This window comes from Streptomyces sp. NPDC088745, assembly GCF_044751045.1.
GTDB classification, from domain to species: domain Bacteria; phylum Actinomycetota; class Actinomycetes; order Streptomycetales; family Streptomycetaceae; genus Streptomyces; species Streptomyces cremeus.
In genome coordinates this window covers 50894-69307 of sequence record NZ_JBIVLB010000011.1, presented here as the reverse complement: position 1 = coordinate 69307, position 18414 = coordinate 50894, and the positions used below count along the sequence as shown (strand labels likewise).

Annotated in this window: 11 protein-coding genes; 2 read left to right on the top strand and 9 right to left on the bottom strand. The window is 72.9% G+C overall.

From position 1 onward, the window contains the following. Positions 1–159: 159 nt before the first annotated feature. From serA to ACIP93_RS25955, 6 genes are all read right to left on the bottom strand, one after another. Entirely contained in the window at positions 160–1755 is a 1596-nt protein-coding gene (gene serA, locus ACIP93_RS25980) for a phosphoglycerate dehydrogenase (protein WP_345228250.1), read from the bottom strand. A 251-nt stretch (positions 1756–2006) separates the two neighbouring features. Then, positions 2007–3008 carry a ketol-acid reductoisomerase gene (ilvC, locus tag ACIP93_RS25975; RefSeq protein WP_345228251.1) on the bottom strand — a complete coding sequence of 334 codons (1002 nt, stop codon included), beginning with the start codon at positions 3006–3008 and terminating at the stop codon, positions 2007–2009. Between the two features lie 90 nt (positions 3009–3098). Then, a complete protein-coding gene (gene ilvN, locus ACIP93_RS25970) occupies positions 3099–3626 on the bottom strand; it encodes an acetolactate synthase small subunit (protein WP_345228254.1) in 528 nt (175 codons plus the stop codon). 26 nt (positions 3627–3652) lie between these two features. Continuing rightward, a complete protein-coding gene (locus ACIP93_RS25965) occupies positions 3653–5503 on the bottom strand; it encodes an acetolactate synthase large subunit (protein ID WP_345228256.1) in 1851 nt (616 codons plus the stop codon). Between the two features lie 224 nt (positions 5504–5727). After that, positions 5728–8655: a putative bifunctional diguanylate cyclase/phosphodiesterase gene (locus ACIP93_RS25960; protein WP_401762115.1), complete on the bottom strand. Its 2928-nt coding sequence runs from the start codon at positions 8653–8655 to the stop codon at positions 5728–5730. 421 nt (positions 8656–9076) lie between these two features. Next, complete coding sequence (locus ACIP93_RS25955) at positions 9077–10042, bottom strand: 2-hydroxyacid dehydrogenase (protein ID WP_401762113.1); 966 nt, start codon at positions 10040–10042, stop codon at positions 9077–9079. A gap of 77 nt (positions 10043–10119) precedes the next feature. Between ACIP93_RS25955 and ACIP93_RS25950 the strand changes: the two genes are divergently transcribed. Both ACIP93_RS25950 and ACIP93_RS25945 read left to right on the top strand, forming a co-directional pair. After that, positions 10120–11142, top strand: a complete 1023-nt coding sequence (locus ACIP93_RS25950; protein WP_345228261.1) for an aldo/keto reductase — start codon at positions 10120–10122, stop codon at positions 11140–11142. A gap of 136 nt (positions 11143–11278) precedes the next feature. Continuing rightward, complete coding sequence (locus ACIP93_RS25945; protein ID WP_401762111.1) at positions 11279–12436, top strand: PQQ-dependent sugar dehydrogenase; 1158 nt, start codon at positions 11279–11281, stop codon at positions 12434–12436. An 18-nt stretch (positions 12437–12454) separates the two neighbouring features. Here ACIP93_RS25945 and ACIP93_RS25940 read toward each other — a convergent pair whose 3' ends face one another. The 3 genes from ACIP93_RS25940 to ACIP93_RS25930 all read right to left on the bottom strand — a co-directional run bounded on the left by ACIP93_RS25940 (position 12455) and on the right by ACIP93_RS25930 (position 18156). Then, on the bottom strand, positions 12455–15565 hold the full coding sequence (locus ACIP93_RS25940) for an AAA family ATPase (RefSeq protein ID WP_401762108.1): 3111 nt from the start codon (positions 15563–15565) through the stop codon (positions 12455–12457). Between the two features lie 52 nt (positions 15566–15617). After that, on the bottom strand, positions 15618–15803 hold the full coding sequence (locus tag ACIP93_RS25935) for a hypothetical protein (RefSeq protein WP_345228264.1): 186 nt from the start codon (positions 15801–15803) through the stop codon (positions 15618–15620). A 241-nt stretch (positions 15804–16044) separates the two neighbouring features. Beyond that, complete coding sequence (locus ACIP93_RS25930) at positions 16045–18156, bottom strand: phosphocholine-specific phospholipase C (protein WP_401762105.1); 2112 nt, start codon at positions 18154–18156, stop codon at positions 16045–16047. Positions 18157–18414: the final 258 nt, after the last annotated feature.

Below are 18414 nucleotides of genomic sequence, written 5' to 3'. Positions count from 1 at the left end.
GCCCGCCCGGCCCGTCATGGGCCCCAGGACCCCACTCCGGGCCCACCCCGCCGTACCCGGCCGGCGCCCGGACCGGCCCCGGACACGACGGACCCCCGCCCCCGGCGCTCGTGGAGGACGAACGCCGGGAACGGGGGTGCGTGAGACCCGACGGGCCTGCTAGTCGGCCAGGTTGACCGACCGGGCCGACGCCGCGCCGATCTCCTCCGCCAGCTCGGTCAGCACCGACTGCGGGACCGTGTCGTCGACGGTGAGGACCGCGAGGGCCTCGCCGCCGGCGTCGGCGCGGGCGACCTGCATGCCCGCGATGTTCAGCCCGGCCTCGCCCAGCACGCGGCCCACCGTGCCGACGACGCCCGGACGGTCCTGGTAGCGCAGGACGACCATGTGGTCGGCGAGCGCGAGGTCCACGTCGTACTCGCCGATGGCGACGATCTTCTTGAGGTTCTTCGGGCCGGCCAGCGTGCCGGAGACCGAGACCTCCTCGCCGCCGGTGAGGGTGCCGCGCACGGTCACCACGTTGCGGTGCTCGGGCGACTCGGACGAGGTGGTGAGCCGGACCTCGACGCCGCGCTCCTGCGCGAACAGCGGGGCGTTGACGTAACTGACGGTCTCGTCCACGACGTCCTCGAACACGCCCTTGAGCGCGGACAGTTCGAGCACCTTCACGTCGTGCTGGGTGATCTCGCCGTACACCTCGACGTCGAGCCGGGCCGCGACCTCGCCCGCGAGCGCGGTGAAGATCCGGCCGAGCTTCTCGGCGAGCGGCAGGCCCGGACGGACGTCCTCGGCGATGACGCCGCCCTGGACGTTGACCGCGTCGGGGACCAGCTCACCGGCGAGCGCGAGCCGCACCGACTTGGCGACGGCGATGCCGGCCTTCTCCTGGGCCTCGTCGGTCGAGGCGCCCAGGTGCGGGGTGCAGACGACCTGGTCGAGCTCGAAGAGCGGGGAGTCCGTGCACGGCTCCTTGGCGTAGACGTCCAGGCCGGCGCCCGCGACGCGGCCCTCCTTGAGCGCCGAGTACAGCGCGGCCTCGTCGACGATGCCGCCGCGGGCCGCGTTGACGATCCGCACGGCGGGCTTGACCTTGTGCAGGGCCTCGTCGCCGATCAGGCCGAGCGTCTCCGGGGTCTTGGGGAGGTGGACGGTGATGAAGTCCGAGACCTCGAGCAGTTCGTCCAGGGTGAGGACCTTCACGCCCATCTGGGCGGCCCGCGCGGGCTGCACGTACGGGTCGTACGCGACGACCTTCATGCCGAAGGCCGACATCCGCTGGGCGACCAGCGCGCCGATGCGGCCGAGGCCGACGACGCCGAGGGTCTTCTCGGCCAGCTCGACGCCGCTGTACTTGGAGCGCTTCCACTCGCCGTTCTTCAGGGCGGAGTTGGCCTGCGGGATGTTGCGGGCGGTGGCGAGGATGAGGCCGCAGGCGAGCTCGGCGGCGGTCACGATGTTGGAGGTCGGCGCGTTGACGACCATCACGCCCGACTTGGTGGCGGCGGAGACGTCGACGTTGTCGAGACCGACGCCGGCGCGGGCGACGACCCGCAGTTTCTTCGCGGCGGCGATGGCCTCCGCGTCGACCTTGGTCGCCGAGCGCACGAGGATCGCGTCCACGTCGGCAATGGCGGGCAGGAGTTCCGCGCGGTCGGCTCCGTTGCAGTGCCGGATCTCGAAGTCCGGCCCCAGGGCGTCGACGGTGGCGGGCGACAGCTCTTCAGCGATGAGTACGACAGGCTTGGCAGTGCTCACGTGAGTCCTCACTGGTCCTTTGCGGACGGCCGTCCCGACGGCCGCAGGCGGTGGAGGGGCTTGCCGCGTGGAAGACGCACGACGCTGTGGGCCTGACGCGTAGATGTGGTTCTGAAGTGTAGTGGTGCCGACCGGGTGATTCTTCGCCCGTTCGGCAGGATCACCCGTCCGTGGCTGGACGTTGTGTCGAGTCCCGGAGTGTGCAAGTGAGGGGCCGCAGCCCGCGGCTGCGGCCCCTCACTCCTCGCGGCTTACGCCTCGTCGTCGTTCACCCAGCTCATGAGCTTGCGGAGCTCCTTGCCGGTGGTCTCCAGCAGGTGGTTCTCGTCGGCCTTCTTGTACTCGTTGTACTTCTTCAGGCCGCCGTGGTACTCGTCCATCCACTGCTGGGCGAAGGTGCCGTCCTGGATCTCGGCCAGGACCTTCTTCATCTCGGCCTTGGTGGCGTCGGTGATGATGCGGGGGCCGGTGATGTAGTCGCCCCACTCGGCGGTCTCGGAGACCGACCAGCGCATCTTCTCCAGGCCGCCCTCGTACATCAGGTCGACGATGAGCTTCAGCTCGTGGAGGCACTCGAAGTAGGCGATCTCCGGCTGGTAGCCGGCCTCGGTCAGCGTCTCGAAACCGGCCTTGACCAGGGCGGCGGTGCCACCGCAGAGGACGGCCTGCTCACCGAACAGGTCGGTCTCGGTCTCCTCGGTGAAGGTCGTCTTGATGACGCCGGCCCGGGTGCCGCCGATGGCCTTGGCGTACGACAGGGCCAGCTCGAAGCCCTTGCCCGTGGCGTCCTGCTCGACGGCCGCGATGCAGGGGACGCCGCGTCCCTCCTCGTACTGACGGCGGACCAGGTGGCCCGGGCCCTTGGGGGCGACCATGGCGACGTCGACACCGGCCGGCGGCTTGATGAAGCCGTAGCGGATGTTCAGGCCGTGGCCGAAGAAGAGGGCGTCGCCGTCCTTGAGGTTGTCCTTGACGGACTCCTCGTAGACCTTCGCCTGGATCGGGTCCGGGACGAGGATCATGATGACGTCGGCCTCGGCCGCCGCCTCGGCGGGGGTGACGACGCGCAGGCCCTGCTCCTCGGCCTTGGCCTTGGACTTCGAACCCTCGTGCAGACCGACGCGCACGTCGACGCCCGAGTCACGGAGCGACAGCGCGTGGGCGTGGCCCTGGCTGCCGTAACCGAGAACCGCGACCTTGCGGCCCTGGATGACGGAAAGGTCTGCGTCGGCGTCGTAGAACAGCTCGGCCACTGGGTTTCTCCTATGTGTGCGGGTTGTGCGACCCACCGTACGGCGGGCGTGAAGGGATGCGTTCTCGGGTCTTGCTCTGCGGACGGCGTGCTACGCGCTGCGGTCCAGGGCCCGCAGCGAACGGTCCGTGATGGACCGCGCGCCCCGCCCTATGGCGATCGTGCCGGACTGCACGAGCTCCTTGATGCCGAACTGCTCCAGCATCTTGAGCATCGCTTCCAGCTTGTCCGCGCCGCCGGTGGCCTCGATGGTCACGGCGTCCGGCGAGACGTCCACGGTCTTGGCGCGGAACAGCTGGACGATCTCGACGATCTGGGAGCGGGTCTCGTTGTCGGCGCGGACCTTCACCAGCACCAGCTCGCGCGCGATCGCGGCGGCGGGCTCCAGTTCGACGATCTTCAGGACGTTGACCAGCTTGTTGAGCTGTTTCGTCACCTGCTCCAGCGGCAGGGCCTCGATCACGTTCACCACGATGGTGATGCGCGAGATCTCGGGGTGCTCGGTGGTCCCCACGGCGAGCGAGTCGATGTTGAAGCCGCGCCGGGAGAAGAGGGCGGTGATGCGGGCGAGGACGCCGGGCTTGTTCTCCACCAGGACGGAGAGCGTGTGCTTGGACATGATTCTCTCTCTGCTCTTGTCTGGCTCTAGTCGTCTTCGTTGTCGCCGAAGTCGGGGCGGACGCCCCGGGCGGCCATGACCTCGTCGTTGGAGGTGCCGGCGGCCACCATCGGCCACACCATGGCGTCCTCGTGGACGATGAAGTCGACGACGACCGGACGGTCGTTGACGGCGTTGGCCTCCTCGATGCACTTGTCGAGGTCCTCGGGGCGCTCGCAGCGGATCGCGTGGCAGCCCATCGCCTCGGAGAGCTTCACGAAGTCGGGGACGCGGGTGCCCTTGGCCTCGTTGCCCTCGCAGTCCTGGCCGCTGTGCAGGACGGTGTTGGAGTAGCGCTGGTTGTAGAACAGCGTCTGCCACTGGCGGACCATGCCGAGGGCGCCGTTGTTGATGATGGCGACCTTGATCGGGATGTTGTTCAGGGCGCAGGTGGTGAGTTCCTGGTTGGTCATCTGGAAGCAGCCGTCGCCGTCGATCGCCCAGACGGTGCGGTCCGGCATGCCGGCCTTGGCGCCCATCGCGGCGGGGACCGCGTAGCCCATCGTCCCGGCGCCGCCGGAGTTGAGCCAGGTGGCGGGCTTCTCGTACTGGATGAAGTGCGAGGCCCACATCTGGTGCTGGCCGACGCCCGCCGCGTAGATGGTGTCCTCGGGGGCGAGTTCGCCGATGCGCTGGATGACCTGCTGGGGGGAGAGCGAGCCGTCGTCGGGGAGGTCGTAGCCCAGCGGGTAGGTCTCGCGCCAGCGGCTGAGGTCCTTCCACCAGGCGCTGTAGTCGCCCTTGTTGCCCTCGGTGTGCTCGGCCTGGACGGCCTGCACCAAGTCGGCGATGACCTCGCGGGCGTCCCCGACGATGGGCACGTCGGCGGCGCGGTTCTTGCCGATCTCGGCGGGGTCGATGTCGGCGTGGACGATCTTCGCGAAGGGGGCGAAGCTGTCCAGCTTGCCGGTGACGCGGTCGTCGAAGCGGGCGCCGAGGGCGACGATCAGGTCGGCCTTCTGGAGCGCGGTGACGGCGGTGACCGCACCGTGCATGCCCGGCATTCCGACGTGCAGCGGGTGGCTGTCGGGGAATGCGCCGAGCGCCATCAGGGTGGTGGTGACGGGCGCTCCGGTGAGTTCCGCGAGGACCTTCAGCTCGGCGGTGGCGCGTGCCTTGAGGACGCCGCCGCCGACGTACAGGACGGGCCGCCTGGCGGCGGTGATCAGCTTGGCGGCCTCGCGGATCTGCTTGGCGTGCGGCTTGGTGACGGGCCGGTAGCCGGGCAGGTCGTTGGTGGGCGGCCAGGAGAAGGTGGTCTGCGCCTGGAGCAGGTCCTTGGGGATGTCGACGAGGACGGGGCCCGGGCGGCCGGTGGAGGCGATGTGGAAGGCCTCGGCGATGGCGCGCGGGATGTCGGCCGGGTCGGTGACCAGGAAGTTGTGCTTGGTGATCGGCATCGTGATGCCGCAGATGTCCGCCTCCTGGAAGGCGTCCGTGCCGATCGCCTTGGAGACGACCTGGCCGGTGATCGCCACCAGCGGCACCGAGTCCATCATCGCGTCCGCGATCGGGGTGACCAGGTTCGTCGCACCGGGGCCGCTGGTCGCCATGCACACCCCGACCTTGCCGGTGGCCTGGGCGTAACCGGTGGCCGCGTGGCCCGCGCCCTGCTCGTGGCGGACCAGGACGTGGCGCACCCGGGTGGAGTCCATCATCGGGTCGTACGCCGGCAGGATCGTGCCACCGGGAATGCCGAACACCGTGTCGGCCCCGACCTCTTCGAGCGCCCGGATGAGCGACTGCGCGCCCGTGACGTGCTCGATCGCGCTGGACGGGGATCCGTGGTGACGGGGCCGGGGCTGCGGATGGTGGGCCCCGGTGGCCTGCTCGGTCATCGGCGTTCTCTTCTCGGAGCTGAGGGTGTGAGCTGAGGGTTTCGTGTGGTTCTGCAACGTGCCGGTGCAACAAAAAACCCCCCGTGCCGTCAGGCAAGCGAGGGGAGCGCGTCGGGGGGAGACAAGCAGGTTCAGCGGTGAACCGTGCTTCAGCCGACGCGCTTTCCAAGTACGAGAATTCGGGTGCGCATGGCACTGACCCTCCCTCCGGCCCACTGGGTGTGTCAAGTGGGTGGGATGGACGTCTCAGTATGTGAGCGCAGCGGTGGATGCGTGAACGAGTCCGTCGCAGGTGAGTTCGGGTGCCGTACGGGAAGGGGCCCGCCCGGCGGGCCCCCGGCCAGGACGGGCAGCGCGCCGCCCGTTCCACCGGGCACCGGGTAGTCCCCGCGCACCAGCGCGCGGCGCAGCCGGTACTCGTCCAGCGGCCCGGAGAAGGCCATGCCGAGTCCGTGCGTGCAGCCCATCGCGCGCAGGGCCTGCACCTGCTCGGGCAGGTCGACGCCGTCGGCCACGGACTGCATGCCGAGGTCGGTGGCGATCCTGAGCAGCCCGCTGGTGATCTTGTACAGCCGGGGGGACTCGACGACGCCCTCGACGAGCCCGCGGTCCAGCTTCAGCACGTCCACCGGGAGCCGGCGCAGCGCGTTGATCGCCGCGTGGCCGCTGCCGAAGCCGTCGAGGGCGATCCGTACGCCGAGCCGGCGCAGCGCGGTCAGGCGCTGCTCCAGGTCGTCGTAGGAGACCCGGGGGTCGCTGTCGGCCATCTCGATGACGAGCGCTCCGGACGGCAGCCCGTGCCGGGTCAGGAGGGCCTCCACGGAGCCGAGCGGCAGGGACCGGTCGAGGAGGCGGCGGGCGGTGAGGCGGACGGTGACGGGGACGGCGTGCCCAGCCCTGCCGCGTTCGGCGGCCTGCTCGACGGCCTCCTGCAGGAGCCAGCGGCCCAGTTCGGCGGTGCGGTCGCTGTCGTCGGCGACCCGCAGGAACTCGGCCGGGGTGAAGAGGATGCCCTGCGCGGAGCGCCAGCGGGCCTGGGCGGCGACGGCGGCGACCCGGCCGGTGGTGAGGTCGACCACCGGCTGGTGCAGCAGGGCGAACTCGCCGTCGTGCAGGGCGGTGCGCAGCCGGGTGGCCAGTTCGGTGCGGCGGACGACCTCGGCCTGCATCTGCGGGGCGTACAGCTCGACGCGGTCCTTGCCGGCGGCCTTGGCCCGGTACATGGCGAGGTCGGCGTTGCGCATGAGGTCGGTGGGGGTGATGCCGGGTTCGGCGAAGGCGACGCCGATGGAGGCGGCGACACGGACATCGTTGCCGTCCACGGTGTACGGCTGGGAGAGGGTGAGGCGGAGCCGGTCGGCGATCTCGCGGACCTGATACTCGCGGGCGGCCCGGTCGCGGGTGCCGTCGCCGAGGATGAGGGCGGCGAACTCGTCGCCGCCGAGGCGGGCGGCGGTGTCGCCGACCCGGACGGAGTCCTGGAGGCGGCGGGCGGCCTGGACGAGCAGTTCGTCGCCCGCCTGGTGGCCGAGGCGGTCGTTGACCGCCTTGAAGCCGTCCAGGTCGATGAAGAGGACGGCGGTGCCGAGGTCGGTGGTCCGGCGTCCGGCGAGGGCCTGGCGCACCCGCTTGGTGAACAGGGCGCGGTTGGGCAGTTCGGTGAGCGGGTCGTGTTCGGCGTTGTGCTGCAACTGGGCCTGGAGCCGGACCCGTTCGGTGACGTCGCGGCTGTTGAAGATCAGGCCGCCCTGGTGGCGGTTGACGGTGGACTCGACGTTGAGCCAGTCCCCCGTCCCGGATTTGAAACGGCACTCGATGCGGGTGGTCGGCTCCTCCTGCGGGGACGCGGCGAGGAAGCGCCGCACCTCGTGGACGACCGCACCGAGGTCGGCGGGGTGGATGATCGAGGCCAGCTCGGAGCCGACCAGTTCCTCCGCGTCGCGCCCGTAGACGCCGGACGCGGCGGGGCTGACGTAGCGCAGTATCCCGGTGGGGGCGGCGATCATGATGACGTCGCTGGAGCCCTGCACCAGGGAGCGGAAGTGGTTCTCCTTCTGGGCCAGTTCCTGGGTGAGGGAGATGTTGTCGACCAGCATGATGCCCTGGCGCACGACCAGGGCCAGCACGACCGTGCAGCCGGTGGTGAGGACCACCCGGTCCAGCGTGTGGCCGTCCATGACGTTGTAGAGGATGCCGAGCACGCAGACGGCGGCCGCGAGGTACGGGGTGAGGGCGGCCAGCGAGCCGGCGATCGGCCGGCTGGAGCCCGCCCGGAGGGCGCGCGCCTGCGGCCCGCTGCGCCCGGGGGGCTGGGGCGGGGCCCCCTGCGGCAGTCCGTGCGGAGCCCGTTGCGAGGCCCGGCTCACCCCCCAGGGCGCGTACGCGAGGAGCAGCGAGCCGGCGAACCAGCCCGCGTCGAGGATCTGCCCGGAGTGGTAGTTGTCCCGCAGCAGCGGCGAGGTGAACAGCGCGTCGCACAGGACGGTCATGGCGAGGGCCGCGATCGCGGTGTTGATCGCGGCCCGGTTGGCCGACGAGCGGCGGAAGTGCAGGGCCAGGACCATGCTGACGAGCGCGATGTCGAGCAGCGGGTAGGCGAGCGAGAGCGCGGCGTGCGCCGTGCTCGTGCCCTTGAGTTCCGTGGTGTGGGCGAGCGCCAGGCTCCAGGAGAGGGTGAGCAGCGAGCCGGCGATCAGCCACGCGTCGAGCACCAGGCACACCCAGCCGGCCCGGGTGACGGGCCGTTTAGCGAGGACCAGCAGGCCGATGATGGCGGGCGGCCCGAAGCAGAGGAAGAAGAAGTCGGCAAGCGAAGGGGCCGGCACCGGGCGCCGCAGCACCACCTCGTACCAGCCCCAGACCGCGTTCCCGCCCGCCGCCATCAGCGAGGAGAGGGAGAACAGCAGCCAGGCGGGCCGGAAGCCGCTCTCCCGCGTCCGCGCGTAGAAGTAACAGGAGACGGCGGCGATGAACGCGGCGACGGCGAGTCCGAAGTCGCCCATGAACAGCGCGAGCTGCCGGGACCCCCAGCCGAGCGCGGAGCCCGCCGCGTAGCCGCCGCAGACGAGCGCCAGCAGGAGCTGGGGCAGCAGCCCCGTCCCGCCGCGGCCGGAGGTCGGATGCTGGGCCAGTACGGCCCCCGGGGCGCTCATCGGGCCTCCCGGCACGGCGGTTCCGGGTGGCGGGGGGACCTCGGGCGGCCGGTCCCGCCCGGCGTCCTCGCCCCCGTGCGGCGGGCGGGCGGCTTCGGGCGGCCGGGCCTGCCGGACACCCCGTGGCGGCCGGGCCTGCCGGTCCGCTGCCGGTGGCCCGGTCGACTCCACCGCGTCGGATCGTCTCTCCATTGGCAGTGCATGGCCCGTCGCCCCCCTTGCCGTGTCCGTCGTGCTCCCCAGCGCCGTGGGTGTGGTGCGTGGCGCAGCCCCTAGGTCGGGACGATACACCAGTCCCGTCACTCAGGGACATAGTTCCTCTACGCTCCGTAACTACCAGCGGCGTTACGGGAACTGGGTGCGCCTACCCGGCTCCGGAGCGTGTTCACGGGCGGACTTTTCGGGCGGCCGGGGCAGGGTGTCAGCGCGGGCCCGCGACCACGTTGTCGAGCGCCTCCCCGGCCGCGAACCGGCTGAGCTGCCGTGCGATCAACCGCTTGGCGCGGGGCAGGAAGGCGGAGGAGCTGCCCCCGACGTGCGGGCTGATCAAGGTGTTCGGGGCGTCCCACAAGGGGTGCCCGGCGGGCAGCGGCTCCGGGTCCGTGACGTCGAGCGCGGCGCGCAGCCGCCCGGAGGCGAGCTCGGCGAGGAGGGCCCCGGTGTCGACGACGGGCCCGCGCGCCACGTTCACCAGGAGCGCCCCGTCCCGCATCCGCCCCAGGAACGCGGCGTCCACCAGGCCGGCGGTGTCCTCGGTGAGCGGCACGGACAGGATCACCACGTCCGCCTGCGGCAGGAGCCGGGGAAGTTCGGTGAACGCGTGCACGTCGCCGCGCTCCGTGGTGCGGGCGGAGCGCGCGACGCGCACCACCCGCGCGCACTCGAAGGGGGCGAGCCGGTCCTCGACGGCGGCGCCCACCGACCCGTGCCCGACGATGAGCACCGACTTGTCGGCGAGCGCGGGATAGAACCCCGACCGCCACTCCTGGCGCCGCTGCCCCTCGACGAATCCGGGAATTCCGCGCAGCGAGGCGAGGACGAGGGTGAGCGCCAGCTCGGCGGTGCTCGCCTCGTGCACCCCTCGGGCGTTGCACAGCCGCACCCCCCGCGGCACCCCGGCGCGGACGTCGTCGACGCCGGCGGTGAGGGTCTGCATGACCCTCAGGGAGGTCATCTGCCCGACCGGCCGCAGGGAGACCGCGGTCCCCTTCATGTACGGCACGACGTAGAACGCGCAGTCGGCGGGATCGGCGGGGAACTCCTCCTCCCCGTCCCACACGCGGTAGGCGAGGCCGTGCGCCGAAGGGTCGGGAAGTCCGTCGATCCCGGCCGGGTCGAACGGCAGCCAGACGTCGGCGGGGCGGTGGGGGATGTCGTACGCATTCATGCCCTGGAGGCTATGCGAACTCGCCTGACCTGCAACGGTTAGTTTGGGGGCGCGGCAAGACGGAGGGGTGCGGCACGGTGGAGCGCAGGACAATCGGGGCGACAGCGCTCGAAACGGGGGCCGTCGGGCTCGGATGCATGCCGATGAGCTGGGCCTACACGAGTTCGCGCCAGCGCGGCGAGGAGTCGGTCCGGGCCCTGCACCGGGCGCTGGACCTGGGCGCCAACCTGCTGGACACGGCCGACATGTACGGCCCCTTCACCAATGAACTCCTCATCGGCCGCGTCCTGCGGGAGCGCCGGGCGGAGGCCTTCGTCTCCACCAAGGCAGGACTGCTCGTCGGCGACCAGCACATCGTCGCCAACGGCCGTCCCTCGTACATCCGCAGGGCGTGCGACGCCTCGCTGCGCCGCCTGCAGACGGACGTCATCGACCTCTACCAACTGCACCGCGCCGACCCGGAGATCCCGATCGAGGAGACCTGGGGGGCGATGGCGGACCTGGTACGGGCCGGAAAGGTGCGGGCCCTGGGGCTGTGCGCGGTGGGCGCCCGGGCGTCGCGCCGCTCGGGCACCGGGGTGGGGCGTCCGGTCGCCGGGGGCCTGCACGAGGGGACGGTCCGCCAACTGGAGCGCGTGCAGCAGGTGTTCCCGGTGGCGGCGGTCCAGGCGGAGCTGTCCGTCTGGTCCCCCGAGGCGCTGGCGGACCTGCTGCCCTGGTGCGAGGCGCGCGGCGTGGGCTTCCTGGCCGCGATGCCGCTGGGCAACGGCTTCCTCACGGGCACGCTCACGCCCGGCTCGGGCTTCGAACCGGACGACGTCCGCGCCCGGCACCCCCGCTTCACGGCGGAGATGATGGCCGCGAACCAGCCGGTGGTGGCGGGCCTGCGCCGGGTGGCGGCCCGCCACGGCCCGGCGGCGACCCCGGCCCAGACGGCCCTGGCCTGGACGCTCGCCCAGGGCCGCCACGTGATCCCGGTGCCGGGTGCGAAGCGGGCCCGCTGGGTGGAGGAGAACGCGGCCGCCGCCGCCCTCACCCTCTCGGCGGCGGACCTGGCCGAGATCTCGGCCCTGCCGGCGGCCCTGGGCTCCTGGGACTGAGCCGGGCGTACGGAGCGGCTGCCGGGGCGCGGAAGGGGGGCGGACGGGGCCCGAAAGGGGGGCGGACGGGATCCGGAAGGGGGGTGGGCGGTGTATGAACGAGTAGCAGTCTTCACCGACGGAGGGACACCCGATCGTGCGACGCCCCGCAGTGACCACCACCGCTCTCGCCGGCGCGGCCCTCCTGCTGGCGACGGGCTGCTCCGGCGAGTCCCCCCGGCCCCCCTCCCCGCAGGGCGGTTCCGCCACCCGGCCGGGGCCGGGCGCGAGCCCCTCCCCCACCGCCCAGGGCGCTCCCGCCAAGGGTGCCGCCACCGTGACCGGCACGCTGGCGAAGGGCCTGAAGTCCCCCTGGGGCCTGGCCGCCCTCCCCGACGGCGACGTCCTGGTCTCCTCCCGCGACGAGGGCACCGTCACCCGCGTCGACGCCGGGACCGGCAGGCTCACCCCGGTCGGCCGGGTGGCCGGCGCGTCCCCCGGCGGCGAGGGCGGCCTGATGGGCCTGGCCCTGTCCCCCTCGTACGCCAAGGACCACCAGGTCTACGCCTACTTCACCACCGCGTCCGACAACCGCATCGCCCGTATGACGTACGACGAGAAGCGCCCCGCCGGGCAGCAACTGGGCGCGCCCGACACGGTGTTCCGGGGCATCCCCAAGGGCTCCAACCACAACGGCGGCCGGATCGCGTTCGGCCCGGACAAGATGCTGTACGCGGGCACGGGCGAGACCGGGGACACGGGCCTCGCCCAGGACCCGAAGTCGCTCGGCGGCAAGATCCTGCGGATGACCAAGGACGGCGAGCCGGTGCACGGCAACCCGGAGGCGGACTCGGTCGTCTACTCCCTCGGCCACCGCAACGTCCAGGGCCTGGCCTGGGACGCGGCGGGCCGCCTGTGGGCGGCGGAGTTCGGCCAGAACACCTGGGACGAGCTCAATCTGATCGAGCCGGGCAAGAACTACGGCTGGCCCGAGGTCGAGGGCAAGGAGGAGAAGGCGGGCTTCGTCCCCCCGGTCGCCCAGTGGAAGACCTCCGAGGCCTCCCCCAGCGGCATCGCGATCGCGCAGGGCTCGGTGTGGATGGCGGGCCTGCGCGGCGAACGCCTGTGGCGCGTCCCGCTGAACGGCGCCAGGCCGGTGGCGGAACCGCAGGCGTTCTTCCCGGAGGAGTACGGCAGGCTGCGGACCGTACTGGCCACCGGCGGCGACCAGTTGCTCCTCGTGACCAACGAGACGGACACCCGCGGCACCCCGGAGCCCGGCGACGACCGCATCCTGAAGGTGACCGTGAAGTAACCCGTCCGCCCGCGCCCCTCACACCGCCGCGTCCTCCCGGAAGAGCCCCAGCCGGTGCGCCACCGCCGCCGCCTCGCCCCGGCCGGCGACCTCCAGCTTGGCCAGGATGTTGGAGACGTGGACGCTGGCGGTCTTGGGCGAGATGTAGAGCTCCTCGGCGATCTGCCGGTTGCTGCGCCCGGCGGCGACCAGCCGCAGCACGTCGCGCTCGCGCGGGGTGAGGTGGAAGTCCTGGCCCGCCGCGGCGGCCGGGACCGGCGCGGCGGACGGGGCGAGGCGGGCCCGCCGGGTGACGGCGGCGGCCTGTTCGGCGAGCGGCCGGGCGCCCAGGCGGTCGGCGGTCGCCCCGGCCAGCCGCAGCAGCTCCGCGGCCCGCTCCCGGCCGCCGCTCCTCGCGGTGCCGTCGGGGTCCGGGTCCAGCAGCGACACGGCCAGCCGCAGTCTGACCCGGGCCAGGTCGTAGGGCCGCTCCAGCCGTTCGAAGGCGTCGACGACCGCGTCCCACTCCTCGGGCAGGTCCAGGCCCTCGGCGCGCCGCAGTTCGGCCCCCGTCCACTGGGCGTACGCGTCCCACACGGGCGCCCCGGTGGCGAGCCGCCGGGCGTGGGCGCGCAGCAGGGCGAGGGCCTCCGCGCGGCCGGGGGCCGCCACGGGGAGGGCGCGGGCGTCGGCCTCCAGCGCGGCGGCCTCCTGGAGGAGCGGCCAGGCGTAGCGGTGGGTGCCGAGGGGGAAGCCGTCGGCGACGGCCTCGACGACCTGGGCGCGGGCGTCCAGGAGCCGTCCCTCGCGGGCGGCGACGGCGACGGTGAGCCGGTGGCGGGGCAGTTCGTGCTGCGGCATCCGGTCGTGCGGCCCGAAGTACCGTGCGGAGACGCCCAGTTGCGCCTTGGCCTCCTCGATCTCGCCCCGGTGCAGGGCGATCTCGGCGCGCCAGCGGGCGGCGGTGCCGCGCGGACGGACGCTGGGCGAGGCGGCGAGCTCGGTGCGCCGGAAGTTGGCGGCGGCGTCCTCCCAGCGGCCCAGCGAGAAGTAGGACTCGGCCTGGTTGCCGAGGATCCAGTGCTCGCCGTCGACGAGGTTGTGGTCGCGGGCGTAGGCGAGGCCCTCGGCGCACAGGTCGGCGGACTGCCGGGAGCGGCCGATGCCTTCGAGGTGGGAGGGCAGGTTGGTGTGGGCGTGGTTGACCACGTGCACGATGCCCCGGGCCAGGGCGAGTTCGCGTGCCGCGGTCATCTCGGCGAGGCCCTGCTCGATGTCGCCCGAGTCGATCATCAGGCCGCCGAGGGTGAGCCGGGAGCGGAGTTCGGTGTCCTCGGCGCCGACCATGCGGGCGTACTCGACGGCCCGTTCGGCGGTGGCGACGGCCTCGGGTCCCGGCTCGTGGAGCATGGCCCAGCTCGCCACCATGGTGAGGATGTCGGCGTGCACGGCCGACGGCGGCAGCCCGCGCATCAGCTCCTGCGCGGTGGACAGCTCCTGCCACCCGTCGCCGCGCGAGAGCCCGGTGATCGCCTTGCCGCGCTGCACCCAGAACCAGGCGGCGCGCAGGGCGTCGGCCTCCCGCCCGTCCCCGGTGTCCTCCTCCAGGAGGCGCAGGGCGCGCTTGGCGAGCTTGAGGGCGCGTTCGCGCTCCCCGGCGAGGCGGGCGGCGACGGTGGCCTCGGCCATGAGGTCGAGGTAGCGCAGCGGGGCCGCGGCGGGGTCGCAGCCGCAGGGCGGGTAGACCTCGGCGTAGTCGATGGGCCGCAGCTTCGCCCGTACGTCCTCGGGGGCGTCGTCCCAGAGTTCCAGGGCCCGTTCCAGCAGTTGGAGCTGTTCGGCGCGGGCGTGCCGCTTGCGCGCCTCGACGGCGGCGGACAGCACGGCGGGCAGGGCCTTCGCAGCGTCGTGGGCGGCGTACCAGTAGCTGGCGAGGCGGGTGGCGCGGGCCTCCTGGCGGACGAGCGCGGGGTCGGCCTCCAGGGCCTCCGCGTAGCGGCGGTTGATCCGTGAGCGCTCGCCGGGCAGCAGGTCGTCGCTGACCGCCTCGCGCACGAGGGAGTGCCGGAAGCGGTAGCCCTCGCCGTCCGGGGCGACCTGGAGCAGATTGGCCCCCACGGCGGCCCGCAGCGCCTCGATCAGGTCGTCCTCGGCGAGCCGGGCGACGGCCGACAGCAGGGGGTACTCGACGGTCGAGCCGCCCTCGGCGACGATCCGCACCACCCGCTGCGCGTCCTCGGACAAGGCCTCCACGCGTACCAGGAGCAGGTCGCGGAGCGAGTCGGTCAGCCCGGTCCGGCAGCCGCCCCCGATCGAGACGGCCAGTTCCTCGACGAAGAAGGCGTTCCCGTCGGACCGGCCGAACACCTCGTCGAGCAGGGCGGGTTCGGGCACGCCGTCCAGGATGCCGGTGAGCTGGAACCGCACCTCCTCGCGGGTGAAGCGGGGCAGATCGACGCGTTGCACGGTCCGCAGCCGGTCGAGTTCGGCGAGCAGGGGCCGCAGCGGATGCCGCCGGTGGATGTCGTCGGCGCGGTAGGTGCCCAGTACCAGCAGCCGCCCGCTGCGCAGCGTGCGGAACAGGTACGACAGCAGGTGGCGGGTGGAGGCGTCGGCCCAGTGCAGGTCCTCCAGGACGAGGACGACGGTGTGGTCGGCGGCGATGCGCTCCAGGAGGCGGGCGGTCAGTTCGAAGAGCCGCGCGGTGGCGTCCTCGCTGCCGACGGGGCCCGGCTGGTGGGCGTACGGCGCCTGGCTCAGCTCGGGAAGCAGCCGCCCCAGTTCGTCCTCGTGCCCGGCGGTGGCCGCGGCCAGCGCGTCGGGGAGGCGGCGGTGGAGGGCGCGCAGGGCGGCGGAGAAGGGGGCGAAGGGGAGACCTTCCGCGCCGATCTCGACGCAGCCCCCGACGGCGACGACGGGACCGGCCGCGGCACCGGCTCCGGCGTCCGCACGGTTCCGGGTGCCGGTGGCCGCCCGCAGGAGGAACTCCTCCACCAGCCGCGTCTTGCCGACGCCCGCCTCGCCGCCGAGCAGCAACGCCTGCGGCTCGCCCGCGGTGGCGCGGGCGAGCGCATCGGTGAGGGTGCTCAGTTCGCCGGTACGGCCGACGAACACGGGGCTGACTGACCTGGTCTCCACGCCGCCGAGCATCGCACAGGGCTTCGAGGGACCGGCACCCGCTGTCCGCATCGCGGTCGCCGGTTCAGGCGGCGCGGGTGAAATGGTCGCGCAGGGCCCGCAGTCCGCCCGGCGCGCCCTCCTCGTTTCTGCCCGCCCGCCGGGCACGGCGGGCCTCCTTGCGGACCTGGCGGGCCTCGCGCAGGAGGCGGGACCTGGCGGCGATCCGGACGAGCTCGTCGCGGCGGACCTGGTACTCGTACTCGTACATCTGCTGCTCCCTGGTGGGTTGACGCTCACCGCTCGTTGCGATGCCTCAACTCTCGCCCGCCAGGGGGGTGCGGGACATCGGGAGTGTGCCCGATCTTGTGCGCGGCGGGGGGCCTCAGCCGGGGCTCGGGGGACCTTAGACCTCCCCCGGACCGCCTTACCCGGCATCAAGGGTGCGCCGGGCCCGCCGCCGGGAAGGGGAGCGGGCAACGGCCCGTGCGGCCCCCGCCCGCTCCCCCGCCTCAGCCGGAGACGCTCGCCCGGCCGTTCTCGATGTGGCCCATCAGCCGCCGCCGGAAGCCCGCCTCCCCCTGCACGGTGACCGCGAGGTCGTACCAGCCGTGGGCGTCGTCCGCCGAGTGCACGATGCTGCGGCTGCGCCCCGGCTTGACCACGACCCGGCGCGGCCGCCGCTCGTCGAGGTCGTCCTCGTCCGCGTACGCCAGCGGCTGCACCAGGAAGGTGACCGCTCGGCGTCCCCGGTTGGTCAGCGTCAGGTGCAGGTCCCGGTCGCGTGCCTCGATCCGGCTCGACACGTCGGCCGTTCCGGCCCGCGTCCCCTCGAACTCGCGCCGGAAGCCGTTCGGTCCGGTCACGGTGAAGCGGTACGCGTCCCCGGCGAGCGGCACGGTCCACTCGGCCCGTCCGCGCGCGGCGACGTCCAGGTGCTGCGGCACCGCGAACTCCCCGGCGTACGGGTACAGCGCGAAGTGCGCGCTGCTGCGCCCCTCGTTGCCGACGGTCAGCCGGAAGTTCGCGCCCCCGGCGGCCACCCGCCCGTACGCGTCCGGCTGGTACGGCAGCGGGCGCGCCCGGCGCACGCCCGGCTCCTGCTTCGGCATCCGCTGCACGGCCGGCGGCACGGGCCGCCACCGCCCGGTGAACGGGGGAACGGCTCCCGGCTGGTCGACGGACGGCTGCCGGTGCGTCCGCTTGAAGTCGAACGCCGAGGTCAGGTCGCCGGTGACCTGACGCCGCCACGGGGTGATGTTGGGCTCCCGCACGCCCGTCCACTGCTCCAGGAAGCGGACCACGGAGGTGTGGTCGAAGGTCTCGGAGCACACGTACCCGCCGACCGACCACGGGGACACGACGAGCATCGGCACCCGGATGCCGAGCCCGGTCGGCCGGCCCTTCCAGCGCTCGTCGGTGTTGTCGGTGGGCGGGACGGGCGGCGGGACGTGGTCGAAGAAGCCGTCGTTCTCGTCGTAGTTGATCAGCAGGACGGTGTGCCGCCACACCTCCGGATGCGAGCCGAGCGCGTCCAGCACCTGGTAGACCAGCGACGCGCTGGCCACCGGCGACGAGGACCCCGGGTGCTCGGAGTCGATCGCGGAGGGCACCAGGTACGACACCTCGGGCAGCTTGCCCGCCGCCACGTCGGCCCGGAAGTTCTTCGCCAGGCTGCCGGTCTCGCCGCGCCGCAGCCCCCGCTCGAACAGCGACCGCTCCCGCTTGTCGAGCGTCGCGACGCCCTCCTCCAGCAGCGCGAGCAGCTTCGCCCGCGCGGCGGCGTCCTTCGTCTCGCGCACCTCGGCGTAGAAGGACTCCATGAACGTGTGCCCGCCGGTCCTGGCGAGCGCCTTGCGCGCGATGTTCTTGAAGGAGGTGAAGAACTCGATGTTGTTGTCGGTGAAGTTCTCCCACTCGGTGTACGTCTGCCAGGTGTGCCCGGCCTTCTCCAGGCGCTCGGCGTACGTCGGCCAGGGGTAGCCGGGGTGGGTGCCCTCGGAGTAGGCGGCGTTGGTGACGGCCCGGCTGCCGTTGGCCTCGTACCCCGTCCAGCCGCTCCACAGGTGGTTGCGGTTCGGGCTGGTCGAGGTGTGGATGGACGAGTGGTAGGCGTCGCAGACGGTGAAGGTGTCGGCGAGCTCGTAGTGCAGGGGCAGGTCGCGGCGGTCGTAGTACGCCATGGTGGCGCCGGTCTTGGCGGTCACCCACCCGTTCATCCAGCCCTGGTTCCAGGCCTTGGCCCCGCCCTCCCAGGAGTGGTCCAGGTCGCCGATGTACTGGAGGTCCTTCTTCTGCGCCGCGGCGGCGTCGCGCACCGGGAAGGGGAGCACGCTGGTGAGCGGGCCCGGCTGCTCGAACACCGGCTTGCCGCCCGGGAGTTCGACGGCGTTGCGGTCGCCGAAGCCTCTCACCCCGCGGAGGGTGCCGAAGTAGTGGTCGAAGGAACGGTTCTCCTGCATGAGCACGACGACGTGCTTCACCGCCCGCAGCCCACCGGCCGGCGGCCGCTCGGCGGCGATGGCGGCTTGCAGCGAGGGCGGCAGCGCCGAGCCCGCGGCGGCGGCTCCGAGGGCGCCTCCGCCCACGGCGAGGAGTCGGCGACGGCTGAGGTCGGTGGGCATGGGTCCTCCCGGGTGAGTGGTGTGCTGCCCGGGAAACTACGGGCCGCGGGTGACACGCAGAAGTACCTGAGCAAGATCACCGGTGAACCGGACCTGCCCGTCGGACCGGAGCCGGGGACTCCGGTCGCAGAGGCCGGCCCGGGTCCGGCCTTCCCGCGGCCCCGGAACCGCAGCGACGCCGTCACCGGCACACGGTCGCTCCCGGTGCCTGCCGGCCGCTCCGGTCAGCCGGCCACGCCGCCCGGCGGTGCACCCGCG

Coding starts and splice junctions, on each gene's coding strand:
- ACIP93_RS25960 (WP_401762115.1), bottom strand. CDS start 8,655: ATGAGCGCCCCGGGGGCCGTACTGGCCCAGCATCCGACCTCCGGCCGC.
- ACIP93_RS25955 (WP_401762113.1), bottom strand. CDS start 10,042: ATGAATGCGTACGACATCCCCCACCGCCCCGCCGACGTCTGGCTGCCG.
- ACIP93_RS25930 (WP_401762105.1), bottom strand. CDS start 18,156: ATGCCCACCGACCTCAGCCGTCGCCGACTCCTCGCCGTGGGCGGAGGC.
- ACIP93_RS25935 (WP_345228264.1), bottom strand. CDS start 15,803: ATGTACGAGTACGAGTACCAGGTCCGCCGCGACGAGCTCGTCCGGATC.
- ACIP93_RS25965 (WP_345228256.1), bottom strand. CDS start 5,503: ATGACCGAGCAGGCCACCGGGGCCCACCATCCGCAGCCCCGGCCCCGT.
- ilvN (WP_345228254.1), bottom strand. CDS start 3,626: ATGTCCAAGCACACGCTCTCCGTCCTGGTGGAGAACAAGCCCGGCGTC.
- ACIP93_RS25940 (WP_401762108.1), bottom strand. CDS start 15,565: ATGCTCGGCGGCGTGGAGACCAGGTCAGTCAGCCCCGTGTTCGTCGGC.